This window comes from Amycolatopsis sp. GA6-003 (assembly GCF_046267895.1).
Lineage (GTDB): Bacteria > Actinomycetota > Actinomycetes > Mycobacteriales > Pseudonocardiaceae > Amycolatopsis.
The window spans coordinates 377,766-396,139 of sequence record NZ_CP176499.1 but is presented as its reverse complement, the minus strand read 5'-3'; the positions used below and the strand labels follow the sequence as shown (position 1 = coordinate 396,139).

Genomic DNA, 18,374 nt, shown 5'->3' with positions numbered 1-18,374 from the left:
ATGAGCGACTACACGCTCGGCGAGCCGATCGCCGACACGCGAGCGCCGGGCGGTCCGATCGAGGACCGCTGGGACCGCCGCCGCTTCGACGCGAAGCTGGTCAACCCGGCCAACCGGCGGCGGCACCGGATCATCGTCGTGGGCACCGGCCTCGCCGGGGCGTCCGCCGGGGCGACGCTCGCCGAACAGGGCTACCACGTGGTCCAGTTCTGCTTCCAGGACTCGCCGCGGCGCGCGCATTCGGTCGCCGCGCAGGGCGGGATCAACGCCGCGAAGAACTACCGCAACGACGGCGATTCGGTCTACCGGCTCTTCTACGACACGGTGAAGGGCGGCGACTTCCGGTCCCGGGAGTCCAATGTGTACCGGCTGGCGCAGGTCTCCGCGCAGATCATCGACCAGGCGGTGGCCCAGGGCGTGCCGTTCGCCCGGGAGTACGGGGGGCTGCTCGACACGCGCTCGTTCGGCGGCGTCCAGGTGCAGCGCACGTTCTACGCGCGCGGCCAGACCGGACAGCAGCTGCTGCTCGGCGCGTACCAGGCGCTGGCGCGGCAGATCGACGCCGGCGGCGTGGAAATGCACCCGCGGACGGAAATGCTCGATCTCATCGTGTCCGGCGGCAAGGCGCGCGGGATCGTCGCCCGCGACCTGGTGACCGGCGAGGTGACCACGCATCTCGCGGACGCCGTCGTGCTCGCGACCGGCGGCTACGGCAACGTCTTCTACCTGTCCACCAACGCGAAAGGCTCCAACGCCACCGCGATCTGGCGAGCGCACAAACGCGGCGCGTACTTCGCCAACCCGTGCTTCACCCAGATCCACCCGACCTGCATCCCGCGCTCGGGCGAGCACCAGTCGAAGCTGACGCTGATGAGCGAATCGCTGCGCAACGACGGCCGGATCTGGGTCCCGAAGCAGCCGCGAGACCCGCGTCCGCCGCGGGAGATCCCGGAGTCCGAACGGGATTACTACCTGGAGCGGATGTACCCGAGCTTCGGCAACCTGGTTCCGCGCGACATCGCCTCGCGAGCGGCGAAGAACGTCTGCGACGCCGGGTTCGGCGTCGGCCCGGGCGGGCTCGGCGTGTACCTCGACTTCGCGGACGCGATCGAGCGGATGGGCCGTCCGGCGGTGGAGGCCAAGTACGGCAACCTGTTCGAGATGTACGAGCGGATCACCGCGGAGAACCCGTACGAGGTCCCGATGCGGATCTACCCGGCGATCCACTACACGATGGGCGGGCTGTGGGTCGACTACGACCTGCAGAGCACGGTGCCCGGCCTGTTCGTGATCGGCGAGGCGAACTTCTCCGACCACGGCGCGAACCGGCTCGGCGCGTCCGCGCTGATGCAGGGCCTCGCCGACGGCTACTTCGTGCTCCCGGCCACGCTCAACGACTACATCGCCCGCGGCGGCTTTCCCTCGCTCGACCCGGCCGATCCGGCGGTCGAGGAAGCGGAAACCGCCGTCCGCGACCGGCTGGAGCGGCTGCTGTCCGTGCGCGGCGCCCGCAGCGTGGATTCGTTCCACCGCGAACTGGGCCACCTGATGTGGGACCACTGCGGGATGTCCCGCTCCGCCGAAGGCCTGCGAAAAGCACTCGACCGCATTCCGGAGCTGCGCGCGGAATTCTGGCGAGACGTCCGGGTTCCCGGCGCCGGCGCGGAACTGAACCAGGAACTGGAAAAAGCCGGTCGCGTCGCCGATTTCCTCGAACTCGCCGAACTGCTTCTCCTCGACGCACTGGTGCGCGAGGAATCGTGCGGCGGCCATTTCCGCGAGGAACACCAAACCGAAGACGGCGAAGCCCGGCGCGACGACGAGCGGTTCTCGCATGTCTCGGCCTGGGAATACGCCGAGAAGCCGGTGCTGCACCGGGAACCGCTGAACTTCGAGCACGTCCACCCCACCCAGCGGAGCTACACGTGAAACTCACCCTGCGGGTCTGGCGCCAGTCCGGCCCGGACGACGACGGCAGGCTGGTCGACTACCCGGTCGACGACGCCAGCCCGGACATGTCCTTCCTGGAACTGCTCGACGTCCTCAACCAGCACCTCATCGAGGACGGCGCCGAGCCGATCGCGTTCGACCACGACTGCCGCGAGGGCATCTGCGGCTCGTGCGGCGTGGTGATCAACGGGCGGGCGCACGGCCCGGAACGCACCACGACCTGCCAGCTGCACCTGCGCTCGTTCCGCGACGGCGACGTCCTCGACGTGGAACCGTGGCGGGCCAAGGGTTTCCCGGTGATCAAGGACCTGGTGGTCGACCGTTCGGCGTTCGACCGGATCATCGAGGCGGGCGGCTACGTCACCGCCCCCACCGGCAGCGCGCCCGAGGCGCACGCGACGCCGGTGCCCAAGCCGGACGCGGATCTCGCCTTCGACAACGCGACCTGCATCGGCTGCGGCGCGTGCGTGGCCGCCTGCCCGAACGGGTCGGCGATGCTGTTCGCCGCGGCGAAGGTGGCGCATCTGAACTCGCTTCCGCAGGGCCAGCCGGAACGCGCCCAGCGGGTGCTCGACATGGTGGAAACCATGGACGCCGCGGACTTCGGCGGCTGCACGAACACCGGCGAATGCGTCGCGTCGTGTCCGAAGGGGATTCCGCTGGCCAGCATCGCGAACCTCAACCGCGAGTTCCTGAAGGCCAGCCGCTCGCGGGGGTAGCCGCGCGCGCTGTCTCCCGCCCGGAGCGGGTCCGGCGGGAGACAGCAGCAGCGCGGGCGGGGTCAGGACTTCTTGCCCCGCCTGGTGTCGTCGTCGATGTCGATCTGCTCCTTGCGGACCTTGCCCTGGACGGTCTGCTCCTCGGTCACCTGCTCGGTGCCCAGGCGCACCCGCTCGACCGGCACGGTTTCCTTCTGCACCACCGGCTTCTCGGCATGCAGCACGACGTCCTGCTCCGCCTCGCCGATCTCGGCCCGGCCGGCCGCCTTGGCGTCGGTGATCGGCTCCCGTTCGACGCGGACTTCCTCGTGCGTGACCGGCACGGTCACCTGCTGGTCCTCGGTCACCACGTACTTGCGCAGCCGGACGTGGCCGGTTTCGACCTGTTCGGTGCCGACCCGCAGGCGCTCCTCGGAACGCACCACGTCGCCGGACGCGTCGCGCCGTCCGCCCTTGGCCGTCTCCTGGCCGGTCGTACGACCCCGGCCCGCGGCGCCGCCCGTCGCGGCCTCCCGGCCCGTGGTGCCGCCGGCCATGCCGCCTGCCGCCGCGTCCCGCCCGCGGTTCTGGGTGGTCGGGCTGTCCCCGGACCGCGGAGTCGGCAGGCCGTAGTACTTGTACAGCTCGACGCTCTCCTTCTCGGAAAGGTGGCCTTCGGCGTCGATCCGCGGCGCGTCGGACACCTGGTCCTTCGCGACCTGGACGTGCAGGCCGTCCTTTTCCAGGCCCGCGCCCGACAGCGGCACGAAGCTCTCCTTCTGGCCGAACAGGCCGGTTTTCACCGTCACCCACTCCGGCCTCTTGGTGTCGTCGGCGAGGTAAACCGTGCCGACCTTGCCGATCTTGCTGCCGGAATTGTCCATCACGGTGCTGTCGACGAGATCCTGCGGCTGGATTGCGCGTACCATGGATCCACTCCATTTCCCCGAATCGGAATTTGCGCTTCCGTCCCCACTGTCCGGCTGGTCAAACGGCCGCGCAAGCGCCGCACCCCTCAAGCGAGCGACCCCGTTTCGTGTCAGTTTGCGGGCCGAAATCAGCGGGTACCTGGGCAGCAAGCGGTCCGTTCGCGGACGCGCGGCGGAATGGCCGGAAATTGTTCCTCCGCCGGGCCGGGAAAGGCCGCGCGCTTATCCGGACGGCCCCGCGCCGAGCCCGGACCGAAAACCGGATGCTCCCGTCCGGCCGGGTCGGCTAGGCTCGGCCCCATGGGTGCCACTTTCGCCGCGTACGCCTTGATCCGCCTGCGCAACGCCTGAGCGCCGGACGCACACCGCTCCGCCGCGCTCTCCCCCGTTGCCCGTCCGGGCTGCCTGTCCTGGCGCCCGGGTCGCTTCCTCATGCGCGGAGTACGCACCCCATGTCTGCCCAGCCCTACGGCGGACGGCACGAACTCGGCCAGAACTTCCTGGCCGACCCCGCCGTCATCGCCGCCGTCTGCACCGCCGCTGACCGCACGACCGGTCCCCTCGTGGAATTCGCCGCGGGCGACGGCGCGCTCACCCTCCCGCTCAGCCGCACCGGCCGTCCGCTCACCGCGGTCGAACTCGATCCCCGCCGCGCCCGCCGCCTCGCCCGGCGGACCGGCGACCACGTCGAGGTCGTCCACGGCGACCTGCTCCGGCACCGGCTGCCCGCCGTCCCGCACACCGTCGTCGGCAACCTTCCCTTCCACCTCACCACCGCGACCCTGCGCCGGCTGTTCCGGCAGCCGCACTGGGAACTCGCGGTGCTGGTGGTGCAATGGGAGGTCGCGCGCCGCCGGGCCGGGATCGGCGGCGCGTCCCAGATGACCGCCGCCTGGTGGCCGTGGTTCGCATTCTCCGTCCCCGCCCGGGTCCCGGCGCACGCGTTCCGCCCGCGCCCGGCCGTGGACGGCGGGATCCTCGTGATCGCCCGCCGGGCCAAGCCGCTCGTCGCCGAGCAGGCGGAGTACCAGGAGTTCGTCCGCGAGGTCTTCACCGGCCGCGGCCGCGGTCTGGCCGGGATCCTGCCCCGCACCGGCCGCCTCAGCGTCCGCGCGGCCCGGACCTGGCTTGCCCGGCAACGGCTGCCGCCGCAAGCACTCCCCCGCGACCTCACCGCCGGGCAGTGGGCCGCGCTGTGGGAAGTGGTGCGGTGAGCGTGCATCGCTCCGCCCGGTGCACGGCCGCGACGAAAGACGGTTCCGGGAATGAACCACGGCGACTGGGTGCGCGCGGCTGCGCACCGCGGCCTTTGTGGACGGTGACCGGCGGGAAGCCAAGTCCGGCAAAACTTTCGCCGACGTCGACCGGCCACCCAGTCGCGCACGTGGCCGAAGGCGGCCAGGACGAGTCCGACGCCGCGGTAGCGGCCAGCGTTCGAGGACGGCCGCTGCTCCCGGCTCGCGCGCCCACCACTCCGGGCAATTTCGCCGCGACACGCCCAAGCCCAGCGGGTCCTCCGACGCCAACCCCGCGCTGGACACGCCCGCGCCGAAACCGCAGCATCCCGGTTGCCGCCGCTGAGGCAGGATGTCCGCATGAGCGAGCCTTCCTTCACCCTCGTGCAGCTGCGCTATTTCGAGGCGGCCGCGCGGCACCTGAGCATGACTGCCGCGTCGAAGGAGCTGATGGTGTCGCAGTCGGCCGTTTCGACGGCGATCGCGCAGCTGGAGAAGGAAATGGGCGTGCAGTTCCTGCTGCGCCACCACGCTCGCGGGCTCAGCCTGACCACGGCGGGCGAGGAGTTCTACAAGCGGGTGCTGGACTTCCTGGCGCATGGCGCGGAGCTGGTCGAAACGGCGCGGCAGTCCGGCACCGACCTGGTCGGGACGCTCACCGTCGGCTGTTTCACCACGCTCGCGCCGTTCCGCCTGCCGAGCCTGCTCGCCGAGTTCGAGAAGCGGCATCCGCGCGTCCACGTGTCCCTGCGCGAGGGCGAGCACAAGGCGCTCAAAGCTGCTTTGCGCGCCGGCGAGACGGAGCTGGCGATGCTGTACGGCTACGACCTCGACGACGACATCGACCGCGAGGTGGTCGGCACCGCCGCGCCGTACGCGCTCGTCTCCGAGGACCACCGGCTCGCCCGGCGCAAGAGCCGCAAGGTGTCGCTGCGGGAGCTGGCCGACGAGCCGATGGTGCTGCTCGATCTGCCGCACAGCCGGGAGTACCTGCAGTCGATCCTGAGCGATGCCGGGGTTTCGCCACGGGTCCGGCACCGGACGAGCGGATACGAGACGGTGCGGGCGCTGGTCGCGTCCGGGCACGGATTCGCGTTGCTCAACCAGCGCCCGCCGAACGACACCACTTACGCGGGCGCGAGCGTGGTGCCGCTGACGCTGACCGACGAAGTCCCGTCGCTGGAAATCGTCCTCGCCACCATGCGCGGGGTCCGGCTCACCCGGCGGGCACAGGAGTTCCGGGAACTGTGCCGCACGCTGTACTCCCCGTGAGAAAGCCCGACTTCAGAACAACCGCTCCAGCGCCCGGCGCGCGCGGGCCGGAGCCTGCCGGTCGCCGTGCAGCTGCAGGAAATGGTTGAGCGCGAGCATGATCCCGACGAACTCGTACAGCAGTTGGTCGATGTCGGTGTCCGCGGGCAATTCCCCCAGGCTCACCGCACGCCAAAGATTCACACGCAGCTCCCGCTGCCAGAACGAACTCATCCGCACGATGGCGTCGCGCACCGGGCCGTCCCGGCCGTCGAACTCGGCTGCCGCAGCGGTGAAGAAGCAGCCGCCGGGCAGCAGTTCGCGTTCCAGGTAGGAGATCCACGCCTCCCCGGCCGCCCGGAGGTAGGGCAGGCCGCGCGGCACGCCGCGGGCGCGTTCGGGCACCTCGCGGACGAACATCTCGGCGGCGGCGTCGACGACGGCCAGCTGCAGGCTCTCCTTGGTGCCGAAATGGCCGATCACACCCGCTTTGCTCATCCCCAGCTCGGCGGCGAGCCGCCCGATGGTCAGCCCCTCCAGGCCCTCGGCGGAGGCGAGCACCAGGCCGAGGTCGAGGATGCGCCGTCGGGTGAGGCGCGTGTCGGCGGCGGACTTCCGGGGACTCACGAAACCCACTATAGATTACGAACGATCGGTCGCTATATTGGGCCAAACCCCGTGAGGAGAGACAGATGCCCGGCTCCCGCATCACCGCGCTCGGCCACCACCAGCCCGCCCGCGTGCTGACCAACGCCGACCTCGAAGGCATGGTCGACACGACCGACGAATGGATCCGCCGCCGCACCGGCATCGCCACCCGGCACGTCGCGGACGGCTCGGTCGCCGACCTGGCCGTCGAAGCCGCGGCGAAGGCGCTGGCCGCGGCCGGGCTCGAACCGGGCGAAATCGGCCTGGTCGTCGTCGCCACCTGCAGCGCGATCGACCGCTGCCCCTCGATCGCCGCCCAGGTCGCGGGCCGCCTCGGCATCCCGGCCCCGGTCTGTTTCGACCTCAACAACGGCTGCGCCGGCTTCTGCACCGCACTCGCCACCGCCGACCACGCCGTCCAGGCCGGGGCTGCCCGGCACGCGCTGGTCGTCGGCGCGGAGAAAATGTCGGACGTCACCGACTGGACCGACCGCAGCACGTGTGTCCTGCTCGGCGACGGCGCGGGCGCGGCGATCCTCAGCGCGGCCGATACGGCGGCGGTCGGCCCGGTCGTCTGGGGCTCCGACCCGACGCGCCGCGACCTCGTCCGGCTGGCGGGCGAATGGCAGCCCGCGTTCGCCCAGGACGGCCAGTCGGTGTTCCGCTGGGCCACCCGGGAACTGCCCGCCGTCGCTGCGGAAGCCTGCCGACGCGCGGGCATCGCGACCACGGACCTCGCCGGGGTCGTCACCCACCAGGCCAACCTGCGGATCATCGAAGCCCTGACCGACCGCCTCGAGCTGCGCGAGGACGCGGCGATCGGCCGCGACGTGGTCGAATCGGGAAACACGTCGGCGGCGTCCGTCCCGCTCGCACTGTCCAAAATGGTCTCCCGCGGCGAACTGCCGCCGGGCGAGCCGGTGCTGCTGTTCGCCTTCGGCGGCGGGCTCTCCTGGGCCGGACAGGTCGTGACCTGCCCGTGAAAGACCTCGTCTGCCTGCACGCCGCCGCCAGCGGCCCGGCGACCTGGGATCCGCTGCGCCCCGGGCTGGCCGCGCTCGGGTTCCGGCCCTGCCCGGCGCGGCGCGGCTCGAGTCCTATCCGCTGCTGTCCTTCCGGGACTAGGTCCTGCGCACGCTGGACGGGCTCGCGCGGTTCACGCTCGTCGGGCATTCGCTCGGCGCGTTCGTCGCGTCCATGGTGGCCGCGGCGCAGCCGGACCGGGTCGAGCGGCTGGTGCTCGAAGAAATCCCGGTGCCCCCGCGCGACGCCGGCGACCGGCCACCGGCCTGCGCACTCCGCAACCCGAGTGGTGGAGCAGCCTCGCGGCGATCAGCGCACCGACGCTGATCCTGGCGGGCGGGCCCCTCGACCAGTCCCGGTACGCCTTGCTTGAGAAGGCGTTACCGGACGCGAAGACGGTGCGGGTTGGCGTCGGGCACCGGATTCATTCCCGCGCGCCGGAACGCTGGCTGGCCGCGGTCTCGGACTGGCTCTGATACCCGCGCTGGATCGCGAGGTGATCGGCCACGAACTTCGCGTCGTGCCATACGCCCCAGATGAAACTCGACCCGCGCCGCGCCAGCCACGGCAGGCCGAGGAAGTACACGCCCGGCTCCGCGGACACTCCGCGGCGATGCTTCGGCCGTCCGTTCTCGTCGAAGGCGTCGACCTGCAGCCAGCTGTAGTCGGTCGCGAACCCGGTCGCCCAGACGATCGAGGTCACTCCCGCCGCGGCCAGGTCCAGTTCCAGCAATGGATCGGTGACGCACGCCGGGTCCGGGCCCAGTTCGCGGGCGGACGGCTCCTCGGGCAGGTCGAGACCGTTGCGGGCCGCGTAGGCGTCGGCTTCGTCCAGCAGGGCGAGGTAATTCTCGTCGCCCGCCGCGATGTTCTTCGCCAGGTCGCTCGCGAAGCTGAGCTTGCCGTCGGCATACGCGCCGGTCATGCCGACGAGCGTGATGCCGAGCCCGGCCAGCGCGCGGAAATCCACGGTGTGCCCGCCGCGCGCGCCGCTCACCGCGATGGTCACGTGTTCCGCTCCGGCGGGCGGCGTTTCGGCGTCCCACTTGCCCAGAACGCCGAGCCACCAGCAGAAGTCGCGGTCGCGGTAGCTGCGCGGCGGGCGGTCGTGCGGGCCGACGGACAGGTACACCTCGCGTCCGGCCCGGCGCAGTTCCTCGGCGATCTGCACGCCCGACGAACCCGCTCCGACCACGAGCACCGCGCCTTCGGGGAGCTGCTCCGGGTTCCGGTAGCCGCTGGAGTGCAACTGCACCGGACCGGCGTCCGCGGGCACGATCGGCGGGATCACCGGCCGCTGGAACGGGCCGGTCGCCGCGATCACGAAGCGGGCGTCGAGGGTTCCTTCCGAGGTTTCGACGCGGAATCCGGGCCTGCCCTCGTGCCGCCGGACCGAGACCACCTCGACCCCGGTGCGGACCGGCGCGGCGATTTTCTCCGCGTATGCCTCGAAATAAGCCGCGACCTGGTCCTTCGACGCGAATTCGCCCGGCGCGACATCGGGGAACTCGAGGCCGGGGAACCGGTCGTGCCACGCGGGTCCGTTCGCGACGAGCGAGTCCCACCGCTGCGAGCGCCAGCGTTCGGCGATCCGGTCCCGCTCCAGGACCAGGTGCGGCACGCCGCACTCGCTCAGGTGCTCGCTCATCGCCAGGCCGGCCTGTCCCCCGCCCACGACGAGGGCCTCCACCTGTTCGCTCGACATCCCAGACCTCCGCTCCGGCTCCGGCGCGGTTCGGCGCCGCCTCCCCGGATCCTCACGGCCCGCCCTGCCCGTGTCCAACAGATGTTTCCGGCACACAAGATCTGCTTTTCCGATGCACTCTGCATCTCTCTAACCGATGCGCTGGTCCGGAAAGATCTACTGGACAGAACCTCGGCGGCGCGGTCAGGCTGAGGCGTCCGACGACCGCCGCAGGGAAGGCCACGCAGTGACTGTCCACCGTCGCATCCGCCCGTTCAACACGCGGGACACCTACCCGGAGCAGAACCTCGACAACGACCTCTGCCAGGCCGTCGTCGCCAACGGCACGGTCTACGTCCGCGGCCAGATCGGGCAGGACCTCGACACGAGCGAATCGGTCGGGATCGGCGACGTCGCCGCGCAGGCCGAGCGGGCGATGGCGAACATCAAGATGCTGCTCGAGGAAGCGGGCAGCCGGATGGAACACCTGGTCAAGCTCACCATCTACCTGGTCGACCCGCGCTACCGCGAGGCCGTCTACCGCACTGTCGGGCGTTGGACCAAGGGCGTGCACCCGATCTCGACCGGCGTGGTCGTGTCCGCGCTCGCCCGGCCGGAATGGCTGTGCGAGATCGACGCTATCGCGGTCGTCCCGGAGGAGGAGAAGTGACCTTTTCGATCGTCGCCCGCGAGGTGTCCGGCGGCGCCGTCCGGTTCGGCATCGCGGCCAGTTCGTCCAGCCCGGCGGTCGTCGCTCGCGTCGCGCATCTGCGTCCGGGCCTCGGTGCGGCGGCCTCGCAGAACATCACCGACCCGCGGCTCGGCGGACGGCTGCTGGACCGGCTCGCCGAACACGGGGATCCGGAAAAGGCGCTGGCCGAGGTCACGTCGGCGGCGGAGCACATCGAGTACCGGCAGCTCACCGTGCTCGGCGCCACTGGACCAGGTTTTGCTTACAGCGGCGCGAAAACCCTCGGCACGCACGCGTCGGCGACGGCGGACGGCGTGGTCGCGGCGGGCAACATGCTCGCCGGTGACCACATTCCGCAGTCCATGGTGGACGCTTTCGCCGACGCGACCGGCGAGCTGGAACAGCGCCTCCTCGCGGCGATGCGGGCCGGGCTCGCGGCGGGCGGCGAGGAAGGCCCGGTGCGGTCCGCCGGGCTGGTCGTGGTGTCGGCGGCGGAGTGGCCGGTCACGGATCTGCGCGTGGACTGGGCGGACGAGCCGATCGAGCAGCTCGCCGGACTCCTCGACGTCTGGCTCCCCCAGCGCGACGACTACGTCACCCGCGGCTTGAACCCGGCCGCCGCGCCGTCCTACGGCGTGCCGGGAGACGAGTGATGGCCGCGCCCAAAGCGGCCGCCCGCGCGGCGGTCGAACGGCATGCCGACGAGCTGATCCAACTCTCCGAACGGTTGCATGCCGACCCGGAAACCGCGTGGGAGGAACATCGCGCGGCCGCCCTGGTGCCGGAACTGCTCGACCGTGCCGGGTTCGCGGTCACGTCGAAGTACCTCGGCCTCGACACCGCGTTCCACGCGAGTTTCGGCTCCGGGCCCAAACGGATCGCGCTGTGTGCCGAGTACGACGCGTTGCCCGGCCTCGGCCACGCGTGCGGGCACAACCTCATCGCGGCCAGCTCCGTCGGCGCCGCGCTCGGGCTCGCCGAAGTCGCCGACGACCTCGGGATCACCGTCGAGGTCTACGGCACCCCGGCCGAGGAGGGCGGCGGCGGGAAGATCGAGCTGCTCGAACGCGGCGCGTTCACCGGCGTGGACCTCGCGATGATGGTGCATCCGGCGCCGGTGGACGTCGCCGAAGCGCGGCCGTTCGCGGTCAGCCACTCGAAGATCTCCTACACCGGCAAATCCGCGCACGCCGCTGCTTATCCTGAAGCCGGGGTCAACGCGGCCGACGCGTTCACCGTCGCCCAGGTCGCGATCGGCCTGCTGCGGCAACAACTTCCGTCCTCGGTGCGCGTGCACGGCATCGTGACGCACGCCGGAGACGCCCCGAACGCGATCCCCCAGCACGCGTCCGGCCGCTGGTATGTGCGGGCCGAGACGCTGGCGGAACTGTCCGAAGTGGAGCCACGGGTCCTGCGGGCTTTCGAAGCCGGGGCGCTCGCCACCGGCTGCGAGCTGAGCGTCGAACCGGAAAGCAAGCCGTACGCCGAATTCCGCGCCGATGAGCAAGCTTTGGCCGCCTACCGCGCCAACGCGCTCGAACTCGGCCGCGAGTTCGCCCCGGACGGCACGGCGGCGCGGATGAACCGGGCGTCCACCGACATGGGCAACGTTTCGCAGGTCGTGCTCGCGATCCATCCGTACATCGGCATCGGGTCGCTGCCCGCGATCAACCATCAGCGCGAATTCGCCGCGCACTGCGTCGGCGGCACCGCGGAACGGGCCCTGCTCGACGGCGCCATCGCACTGGCCTGGACCGGCGTCGACCGCACCTTCTGAACCTCCTGCCCCGGGAAGGACACCGATGTCCAGCAGCCGCTCCCAGCCCGACCCGCCCGGCGAGATCTCGGACAGGCGTGCGCGGAAATCCGAGAAGGGCGGCCGTACGACCAGTTCGTCGTGGACCCCATCCAAGAGCGGATGGACTTCGGCGTACTCGCCGCGGGCGTGGCCGAGCAGTTCCAGGGCGCGGTTGGCGATGACCTCGTTGGCGTTCATGCTCGTCGAGGTCCCGGTGCCGCCCAGCAACCGGGCTTCGGCGAGCCGTTGGTCGTCCTCGCCGAGCGTCGCGCCGAACTCCTGGCCCAGCGTCATCGGGACGGCGTGCTCCAGCTGCGTGCGGCCCAGTTTGAGGACGTCGGCGAGGCTGCTGACCGACGACCAGGTCGATGCGCTGCGAACCCCGCAAGCTCGCACGGGCGGCCCGGCCCGCACGTGAACGCTGTGTTTCGCCGCGGTCAGCCCCTGATGTCGGCACAGCTGAGCGGCTCTGCATAAGCCGAACAGATGCATTGCTTTGCTTATTACTTCTTGTTAGATGCCGTGGGCCGCTCTTAGCGTCCTCCCGAAGAACCGGTCCAAGGAGGCCACTCATGACCGCACCCGACGCCTCTCCGGCGCCCGATCTCGTCGAGCAGACCGCCGATCCCGCCACGTTGCGCCGCAGCGTCGCCGCCGGCGCCGTCGGCGTCTTCGTGCACTGGTTCGACTGGGCCGCCTACGCCTATCTCGCCGGCACCATCGCGTCCGTGTTCTTCCCGGCGGGCAACTCGACCGCCGGGCTGCTGGCGGTCTTCGGCGTCTTCGCGGTGTCGTTCGGGATCCGGCCGGTCGGCGCGCTGATCTTCGGGCCGCTGGGCGACAAGATCGGCCGCAAGCGCACGCTGTCGGTGGTCATCTTCGTGATGTCCGGGGCCACGCTCGTGATCGGGCTGCTGCCCGGCTACTCCGCGATCGGCATCGCGGCCCCGATCCTGCTGGTGCTGCTGCGCCTGCTGCAGGGCCTCGCCGCGGGCGGGGAATTCGGCAGCGCGGCCAGCTTCCTCGCCGAGTACGCCCCGCGGCGGCGGCGCGGGTTCGGCGTGAGCTGGCTGGAAGTCGGCTCGCTGCTGGGCTTCCTCGCCGGTTCGTTCGTGTTCCTGCTGCTGTCGATCGGACTGACGGACGCGCAGCTGGCGTCGTGGGGCTGGCGCGTCCCGTTCCTGATCGCCGCCCCGCTGGGCGTCATCGGGTTCGTCATCCGCAGCAAGATCGAGGACACCCCGGAGTACCGCGCGCTCGAAGCGACCGACAACGTGCCGCGCAGCCCGGTCCGGGAACTGTTCCGGCACAACAAGAAACAGCTGCTCCAGGCCGCCGGGTTGATGACCATGATGCACGTGCCGTTCTACGCCGTGCTGACCTATCTGGTCACCTACGAGACCGACTACCTCGGCCACTCGTCCGGCAGCGCGGCGGCACTGTCCACTGTGATCTCGCTCGTCGGACTGGTCCTCGTGCCGTTCTTCGGCCGCCTTTCCGACCGGGTCGGCCGCCGGCCGGTCCTGATCGGCGCGGGCATCGCGCTGTTCGTTCTCGCCGTCCCGGCATACCTGCTGATGCGCACCGGCCTCGCCGGCACCTGGATCGGCGGGCTCGCCCTCGGCGCGATCCTGGCCGCGATCCTCGGCACCTACGCGGTGTGGTCCGCGGAGATCTTCCCGACCCGCACCCGGCAAAGCGGACTGTCCATCGCGTACAACATCACCGCCGCGCTGTTCGCCGGCACCGTGCCGTACCTGATGACCGTGCTGATCTCCGCCACCGGCAGCACGCTCGTGCCCGGCCCGTACCTGATGGCCGCGGCGGCCGTCGGCCTCGTCGCGGCGTTCTCGATGCGCGAGACCGCCGGAACCCCGTTGCTGCACAAGGAAGACCTGCAGAACCCCGAAGCCTGACTCCCGATTCGCCAACGGCGGTGAAGCGGGTCAGACCTTCCGGCCCACCACGCCCGCCACGCACTTCGCGGCATCGCTCAACGGCTTCAGCCGCGGACCGTCCTGCCACCACTCGTCGGCCACCGACAGGCCGGGCCCGTCCGTCCGGCTCGGCGGGAGCAGCTCAAGACCGGGCAGCATCGCCTCGATCTCCGCGCGCGTCCGGAACCGCCCGGCTCCCAGCGGTCCGGACACGAGGATTTCCTCGATCCGCTTCGCGACCGCGGTCAGCTCCGGCACCTCGGGGTCGTAGAAATGCGCGAGGGCGACGTACGAACCGGGCGCGAGCGCGTCGATGTACTCGCGCATCACCTCGGCCGCGCCGTCGCCCTCGTAGTGGTGCATCGTGCCGATGTGCAGGAGCGCGACGGGCTCCGAGAAATCGAGGTGCTCCCGCACGGTTTCGTGCCCCAGCACGGCCTGCGGTTCGAAGATGTCGGCCTCGACCATGTGCGTGAACTCGTTGTCCTCCAGCAGCGCGCGGCCGTGCGCGAGCACCACCGGGTCGTTGTCGACGTACACCACGTGCGCGTCGCGGTGGTAGCGCTGCACGATCTGGTGGGTGTTCTCCGCGGTCGGCAGTCCGGAACCGCAGTCGAGGAACTGCCGGATGTCGGTCTGGCTGGCCAGCATCCGCAGCACGCGGTTGTGGAAACCGCGGTTGCCGCGCGCGATGTGCACCGCCTCCGGGACCGCCGCGCTGATCTTCCGCATCACCGCGCGGTCCACCTCGTAGTGGTGGCTCCCGCCGAGGAATCCGTCGTAGATCCGCGCGATGCTCGGGCGGTTCGGGTCCACCCCCACCGGCACCTGGCTGGGCGACAACGGGGACGACGAGCCGGTCATGGACACCTCGCGGGGCGGTCGGTCGGCAGTGACCTGCTGAGAGTAGTACCGCCGCTCAGCCGTGCCAGCGGCGCGGCCGCTCGCCGTCGCCGCCCCACTGCTCCAGGTACGAGCTGACCGCCGAGCGGAACGCGTCCTCCAGCGAATCGTGAGACTGGTTCTGGCTGTCCTGCTGCGGGTTCTGCGTCGGCTGAATGCGAGGCGGCGCGGTGGTCGCGGGACGGCTGCTGGCCCGGAGCACGGTGTCGCGCACCTGGTCGCTGGCCGGGGCCGGCGACGCACTGAGCGTGCCCACCGCGGGCGGCGCGGACGACGTGGTGCGGACCGGGGCCGGCGGCGGCTGCACGGGCTGCGGATCTGTCCCGCCGGAAGCCGACGGCCACAGCGCCCACGAGCCCAGCCCCGCGCACGCCAGCACGGCCGCACCGGCGAAGACGCCGTAGCGCGCGGACCGGCGCTGGGGCGGCGGCGCGGTCTCCGCGGGCGGTGCGGTCTCGGCGGCGGGCACCGGGCCGCGTTTGGCGAGCTGTTCGATCGGGGAGCCGGTCGAGACGTCGAGGACCCCGCCGAACGCCGACGCCGCGTCGTCCGCGCCGCCGGTCCGGGAAAGCCCGGGCGGCGGGGGTTCGCTGCCGTCGATCCGGGGCATCGGCGCCGTCTCGGACAGCCGCACGAGCTTCGCGACCGACTCGAGGTCGCTGCCGGACTCCGGGTTCCCCATCCAGACCTCCACCCCGCCGGGCCGCGCGTCCGCGGCGCCTCCGGCGCGCCAGATCCTAGGGACCCCCGGTCCGCGCTGTAAACCCGCCTTGAGCGTGATCCAGTACGCTCGACGGGTTTTCCGTCCCGGGGAGGAGGCCCGCGATGCGGCCGTATTCGGTCGAACCCGACGCGACCGGCATGCTCGACGTCGGCGAAGGACAGCAGATCTACTGGGACGCCAGCGGCGCCGGGCAGCCGGTGCTGTGCGTGCACGGCGGCCCCGGCGGAGGCGGCGAGAGCTTCGGCCGCGGCGGCTTCGACCCGGAGAAATTCCGCGTCGTGGTCTTCGACCAGCGCGGCTGCGGGCGGAGCACCCCGAGCGTCGCGGACCCGGCGGTGAGCCTGGAACACCAGACCACCGACCGGCTGATCGCCGACATGGAGAAGCTGCGCGTCCACCTCGGCGTGGAAAAATGGCTGCTCTACGGCGGTTCCTGGGGCACGACGCTCGCGCTCGCCTACGCGCAGCGGCATCCGGACCGCGTCAGCGGCCTCGTGCTGGTCGCCGTGTTCACGTCGTCGCCGGACGAGATCGACTGGCTGTACCGCGGCGTCCGACGGCTGCTGCCCGCGCAATGGGAAGCGTTCCGCGCGGGCGCCCCGGACCCGGACGGCGACCTCCTCGCCGGGTACTCGCAGCTGCTCGAGAGCCCGGACCGGGAGGTCCAGCTCCGCGCCGCGCGGGATTGGTGCGCCTGGGAGGACGCGGTGATCTCGCACGAATGGGTCGGCGGCCGGACCGGCCAGTTCAGCGCGGGCACCGACGAGGAGCTGATCACGCTCGCCCGCCTCTGCGCGCACTACTACGGCCACCACGCCTGGCTCGAGGACGACCAGCTGCTGCGCGACATCCATCTGCTGCACGGCATCCCGGCGGTGCTGATCCACGGGCGCGCGGATCTCAGCGCGCCGCTGCGGAAGGCGTGGCAGCTGGCCCAGGCTTGGCCGGACGCGGAACTGGTCGTGATCGACGACGCCGGGCACACCGGGAGCCCGTCGATGGGGACGGCGGTGCTGGAGGCGATCGCCCGGTTCGAGGACCGCTAACGCCGCCCCGCGCCGCCCGCGCTTGGCCCGCGCTAGTTCAGCAGCGGCAGCTCTCCCAGGCCTGGCCGGACGCGGAACTGGTCGTGATCGACGACGTCCGGGTCAGCACCACCTGCGAAGCCGCCGACGGCCTTTCGGTTCCGCGATACGGGTCGTCACCGGAGAAGGTGCGGCGGCCTACGTCGCGAGCAGATTTCCCACGCCAGTCCGTCTCCCGGAAGGGCGCGAACTCATCGCCTCAGCCCGACAGCGCGCGCCAAGCCTCCCGGCGTTCCCGCTGCCGTTCCGGATCCGCCACCGGCGCCGCCGCGACCAGACGGCGCGTGTAGTCCTCCTTCGGCGCGCCCAGCACCGCCGCCACCGGGCCCTCTTCGACCACCCGGCCGTGGTGCAGCACGACGACGCGGTCCGCGACCCGTTCCACCACCGCGAGGTCGTGGCTGATGAACAGGCACGCGAAGGCCAGTTCCCGCTGCAGGTCGGCCAGCAGGTCCAGCACCGACGCCTGCACCGACACGTCCAGCGCGCTCGTCGGCTCGTCCGCGATCAGCAGTCTCGGCCGCAGCGCCAGCGCCCGCGCGATCCCGACCCGCTGCCGCTGCCCGCCGGACAGTTCGTGCGGGTACCGGCCGCTCCAGCCCGGGTCGAGGCGCACGGCGGCGAGCAGTTCCGCGACCCGCTCCCGGTGTTCGCCGCGTTCGCCGTGCACCACCAGCGGTTCGGCGATGCTCGCGCCGATCGTCGCGCGCGGGTTGAGCGCGGAAGCCGGGTTCTGGAACACGATCCCGATCCGCCGCCGGATCTCGCGCCGCTGCCGCGCCGACGCCCGCGCGAGGTCCACGCCGTCGATCAGCACGGTGCCCGCCGACGGGGCGACCAGACCGGTCAGCACCGACGAGATCGTGCTTTTGCCGGAACCGGATTCGCCGACGAGACCGAGCACCTCGTCGCTCCCGATGGTCAGCGACACCCCGTCGACCGCGCGCACCGGCGGAGCGCCGCGGCCGACCCGGTAGGTCACCGCCAGATCCGTCACCGACACCAGCGGCGCCGACGTCGGCCGCACCGCGCCGGACGGCTCGGAACCCAGCGACAGCACCGAATCCAGCAGTTCCCTCGTGTAGCCAGCCTGCGGCGAGGCGAACAGCCCGGTCGCCGTGTTCTGCTCGACCACCTCGCCGTCGCGCAGCACGACCACCCGGTCCGCGACGTCCGCGACCACGCCCATGTCGTGCGTCACCAGGAGAATCGCCGTGCCGAGCCGGTCCCGCAGCGACCGCAGCAGCTGCAGGATCCCGGCTTGCACGGTGACGTCGAGCGCGGTCGTCGGCTCGTCCGCGATCAGCAGCTTCGGGTCGTGGAGCAGCGCGATCGCGATCACCACCCGCTGCAGCTGCCCGCCGGACAGCTCGTGCGGGTAGGCCCGCAGCACGCGCCGCGCGTCCAGTTCCACCAGCTCCAGCAGTTCCCGGGCCCGCTCCCGCGCCGCCGCCCGCGACACCTTCCGGTGCGCCCGGACCGCGTCCACGAGCTGCGTGCCGATCCGGAACACCGGGTTCAGCGCGCTCATCGGCTCCTGGAACACCATGCCGATCTCGCCGCCGCGCACCGCGCGCAGCGCCGGACCGTCCACTGTGTACAGATCGCGGCCGTCGAGCACCGCGGAACCGGTCACGGTCGCGGTGTCCGGCAGCAGGCCGAGCAGCGACAGCGCGGTGACCGACTTGCCGGAACCGGATTCGCCGACGAGGGCGACGACCTCGCCGAGGCGCACGTCGAACGTCACGTCCCGGACGGCGGGGGCGCCGCCGAACCGGATCGAGACGTCGCGCAGGGAAAGCAGCTGCTCGGACACGG

Annotated in this window: 17 protein-coding genes and 1 pseudogene; 11 read left to right on the top strand and 7 right to left on the bottom strand. The window is 71.5% G+C overall.

The window, feature by feature from the left end; all coding sequences use genetic code 11:
- Together F9C12_RS01845 and F9C12_RS01840 are read left to right on the top strand one after the other, a co-directional pair.
- Positions 1-1,929, top strand: a complete 1,929-nt coding sequence (locus F9C12_RS01845) for a fumarate reductase/succinate dehydrogenase flavoprotein subunit (RefSeq protein WP_409180233.1) — start codon at positions 1-3, stop codon at positions 1,927-1,929.
- Positions 1,926-2,669, top strand: coding sequence for a succinate dehydrogenase/fumarate reductase iron-sulfur subunit (locus F9C12_RS01840; RefSeq protein WP_409180232.1), 744 nt, complete (start codon positions 1,926-1,928; stop codon positions 2,667-2,669). The genes F9C12_RS01845 and F9C12_RS01840 overlap by 4 nt, the downstream gene beginning before the upstream one ends.
- A 62-nt stretch (positions 2,670-2,731) precedes the next feature.
- Here the strand turns inward: F9C12_RS01840 and F9C12_RS01835 are convergent, their stop codons facing one another.
- On the bottom strand, positions 2,732-3,577 hold the full coding sequence (locus F9C12_RS01835) for a DUF2382 domain-containing protein (RefSeq protein ID WP_409464490.1): 846 nt from the start codon (positions 3,575-3,577) through the stop codon (positions 2,732-2,734).
- A gap of 452 nt (positions 3,578-4,029) precedes the next feature.
- On the opposite strand from F9C12_RS01835, the gene erm reads away from it, so the two are divergent.
- Together erm and F9C12_RS01825 are read left to right on the top strand one after the other, a co-directional pair.
- Positions 4,030-4,791, top strand: a complete 762-nt coding sequence (gene erm / locus F9C12_RS01830; protein ID WP_409464489.1) for a 23S ribosomal RNA methyltransferase Erm — start codon at positions 4,030-4,032, stop codon at positions 4,789-4,791.
- A gap of 381 nt (positions 4,792-5,172) precedes the next feature.
- Complete coding sequence (locus tag F9C12_RS01825) at positions 5,173-6,084, top strand: LysR substrate-binding domain-containing protein (RefSeq protein WP_409464488.1); 912 nt, start codon at positions 5,173-5,175, stop codon at positions 6,082-6,084.
- Positions 6,085-6,096: 12 nt separating this feature from the next.
- Here F9C12_RS01825 and F9C12_RS01820 read toward each other — a convergent pair whose 3' ends face one another.
- Positions 6,097-6,690 (bottom strand): TetR/AcrR family transcriptional regulator, encoded by a 594-nt coding sequence (locus F9C12_RS01820; RefSeq protein WP_409464487.1) that lies wholly within the window; start codon positions 6,688-6,690, stop codon positions 6,097-6,099.
- A 65-nt stretch (positions 6,691-6,755) separates the two neighbouring features.
- On the opposite strand from F9C12_RS01820, the gene F9C12_RS01815 reads away from it, so the two are divergent.
- Both F9C12_RS01815 and F9C12_RS01810 read left to right on the top strand, forming a co-directional pair.
- Positions 6,756-7,694, top strand: coding sequence for a beta-ketoacyl-ACP synthase III (locus F9C12_RS01815; RefSeq protein WP_409464486.1), 939 nt, complete (start codon positions 6,756-6,758; stop codon positions 7,692-7,694).
- 145 nt (positions 7,695-7,839) lie between these two features.
- The gene (locus F9C12_RS01810) at positions 7,840-8,061 is read left to right on the top strand and encodes an alpha/beta fold hydrolase (protein ID WP_409466951.1); all 222 of its coding nucleotides are present in this window, start codon (positions 7,840-7,842) and stop codon (positions 8,059-8,061) included.
- Positions 8,062-8,158: 97 nt separating this feature from the next.
- On the opposite strand, the gene F9C12_RS01805 is transcribed toward F9C12_RS01810, so the two are convergent.
- Complete coding sequence (locus tag F9C12_RS01805) at positions 8,159-9,439, bottom strand: flavin-containing monooxygenase (protein ID WP_409464485.1); 1,281 nt, start codon at positions 9,437-9,439, stop codon at positions 8,159-8,161.
- 226 nt (positions 9,440-9,665) lie between these two features.
- On the opposite strand from F9C12_RS01805, the gene F9C12_RS01800 reads away from it, so the two are divergent.
- The 3 genes from F9C12_RS01800 to F9C12_RS01790 are packed head-to-tail and all read left to right on the top strand — an operon-like array spanning position 9,666 to position 11,886.
- On the top strand, positions 9,666-10,088 hold the full coding sequence (locus F9C12_RS01800) for a RidA family protein (protein WP_409464484.1): 423 nt from the start codon (positions 9,666-9,668) through the stop codon (positions 10,086-10,088).
- Complete coding sequence (locus tag F9C12_RS01795; RefSeq protein WP_409464483.1) at positions 10,085-10,762, top strand: DUF1028 domain-containing protein; 678 nt, start codon at positions 10,085-10,087, stop codon at positions 10,760-10,762. The genes F9C12_RS01800 and F9C12_RS01795 overlap by 4 nt, the downstream gene beginning before the upstream one ends.
- On the top strand, positions 10,762-11,886 hold the full coding sequence (locus F9C12_RS01790; RefSeq protein WP_409464482.1) for a M20 family metallopeptidase: 1,125 nt from the start codon (positions 10,762-10,764) through the stop codon (positions 11,884-11,886). The genes F9C12_RS01795 and F9C12_RS01790 overlap by 1 nt, the downstream gene beginning before the upstream one ends.
- 138 nt (positions 11,887-12,024) lie before the next feature.
- On the opposite strand, the pseudogene F9C12_RS01785 reads toward F9C12_RS01790, so the two are convergent.
- Positions 12,025-12,249: pseudogene (locus F9C12_RS01785) on the bottom strand (lyase family protein); the annotation flags it as partial.
- Positions 12,250-12,479: 230 nt separating this feature from the next.
- On the opposite strand from F9C12_RS01785, the gene F9C12_RS01780 reads away from it, so the two are divergent.
- Positions 12,480-13,823, top strand: coding sequence for an MFS transporter (locus F9C12_RS01780; protein ID WP_409180222.1), 1,344 nt, complete (start codon positions 12,480-12,482; stop codon positions 13,821-13,823).
- A gap of 30 nt (positions 13,824-13,853) precedes the next feature.
- On the opposite strand, the gene F9C12_RS01775 is transcribed toward F9C12_RS01780, so the two are convergent.
- Both F9C12_RS01775 and F9C12_RS01770 read right to left on the bottom strand, forming a co-directional pair.
- Positions 13,854-14,708 carry an SAM-dependent methyltransferase gene (locus tag F9C12_RS01775; protein ID WP_409464481.1) on the bottom strand — a complete coding sequence of 285 codons (855 nt, stop codon included), beginning with the start codon at positions 14,706-14,708 and terminating at the stop codon, positions 13,854-13,856.
- A 55-nt stretch (positions 14,709-14,763) separates the two neighbouring features.
- Positions 14,764-15,429: a hypothetical protein gene (locus F9C12_RS01770; protein ID WP_409464480.1), complete on the bottom strand. Its 666-nt coding sequence runs from the start codon at positions 15,427-15,429 to the stop codon at positions 14,764-14,766.
- Positions 15,430-15,572: 143 nt separating this feature from the next.
- Here F9C12_RS01770 and pip point away from each other — a divergent pair, with 143 nt between their 5' ends.
- Positions 15,573-16,517: a prolyl aminopeptidase gene (gene pip, locus F9C12_RS01765; protein WP_409180219.1), complete on the top strand. Its 945-nt coding sequence runs from the start codon at positions 15,573-15,575 to the stop codon at positions 16,515-16,517.
- 238 nt (positions 16,518-16,755) lie between these two features.
- On the opposite strand, the gene F9C12_RS01760 is transcribed toward pip, so the two are convergent.
- Complete coding sequence (locus tag F9C12_RS01760; protein WP_409464479.1) at positions 16,756-18,372, bottom strand: dipeptide ABC transporter ATP-binding protein; 1,617 nt, start codon at positions 18,370-18,372, stop codon at positions 16,756-16,758.
- Between the last annotated feature and the right edge of the window lie 2 nt (positions 18,373-18,374).

Coding starts and splice junctions, on each gene's coding strand:
- F9C12_RS01845 (WP_409180233.1), top strand. CDS start 1: ATGAGCGACTACACGCTCGGCGAGCCGATCGCCGACACGCGAGCGCCG.
- F9C12_RS01835 (WP_409464490.1), bottom strand. CDS start 3,577: ATGGTACGCGCAATCCAGCCGCAGGATCTCGTCGACAGCACCGTGATG.
- erm (WP_409464489.1), top strand. CDS start 4,030: ATGTCTGCCCAGCCCTACGGCGGACGGCACGAACTCGGCCAGAACTTC.
- F9C12_RS01825 (WP_409464488.1), top strand. CDS start 5,173: ATGAGCGAGCCTTCCTTCACCCTCGTGCAGCTGCGCTATTTCGAGGCG.
- F9C12_RS01815 (WP_409464486.1), top strand. CDS start 6,756: ATGCCCGGCTCCCGCATCACCGCGCTCGGCCACCACCAGCCCGCCCGC.
- F9C12_RS01805 (WP_409464485.1), bottom strand. CDS start 9,439: ATGTCGAGCGAACAGGTGGAGGCCCTCGTCGTGGGCGGGGGACAGGCC.
- F9C12_RS01790 (WP_409464482.1), top strand. CDS start 10,762: ATGGCCGCGCCCAAAGCGGCCGCCCGCGCGGCGGTCGAACGGCATGCC.
- F9C12_RS01780 (WP_409180222.1), top strand. CDS start 12,480: ATGACCGCACCCGACGCCTCTCCGGCGCCCGATCTCGTCGAGCAGACC.
- F9C12_RS01775 (WP_409464481.1), bottom strand. CDS start 14,708: ATGACCGGCTCGTCGTCCCCGTTGTCGCCCAGCCAGGTGCCGGTGGGG.
- F9C12_RS01770 (WP_409464480.1), bottom strand. CDS start 15,429: ATGGGGAACCCGGAGTCCGGCAGCGACCTCGAGTCGGTCGCGAAGCTC.
- pip (WP_409180219.1), top strand. CDS start 15,573: ATGCGGCCGTATTCGGTCGAACCCGACGCGACCGGCATGCTCGACGTC.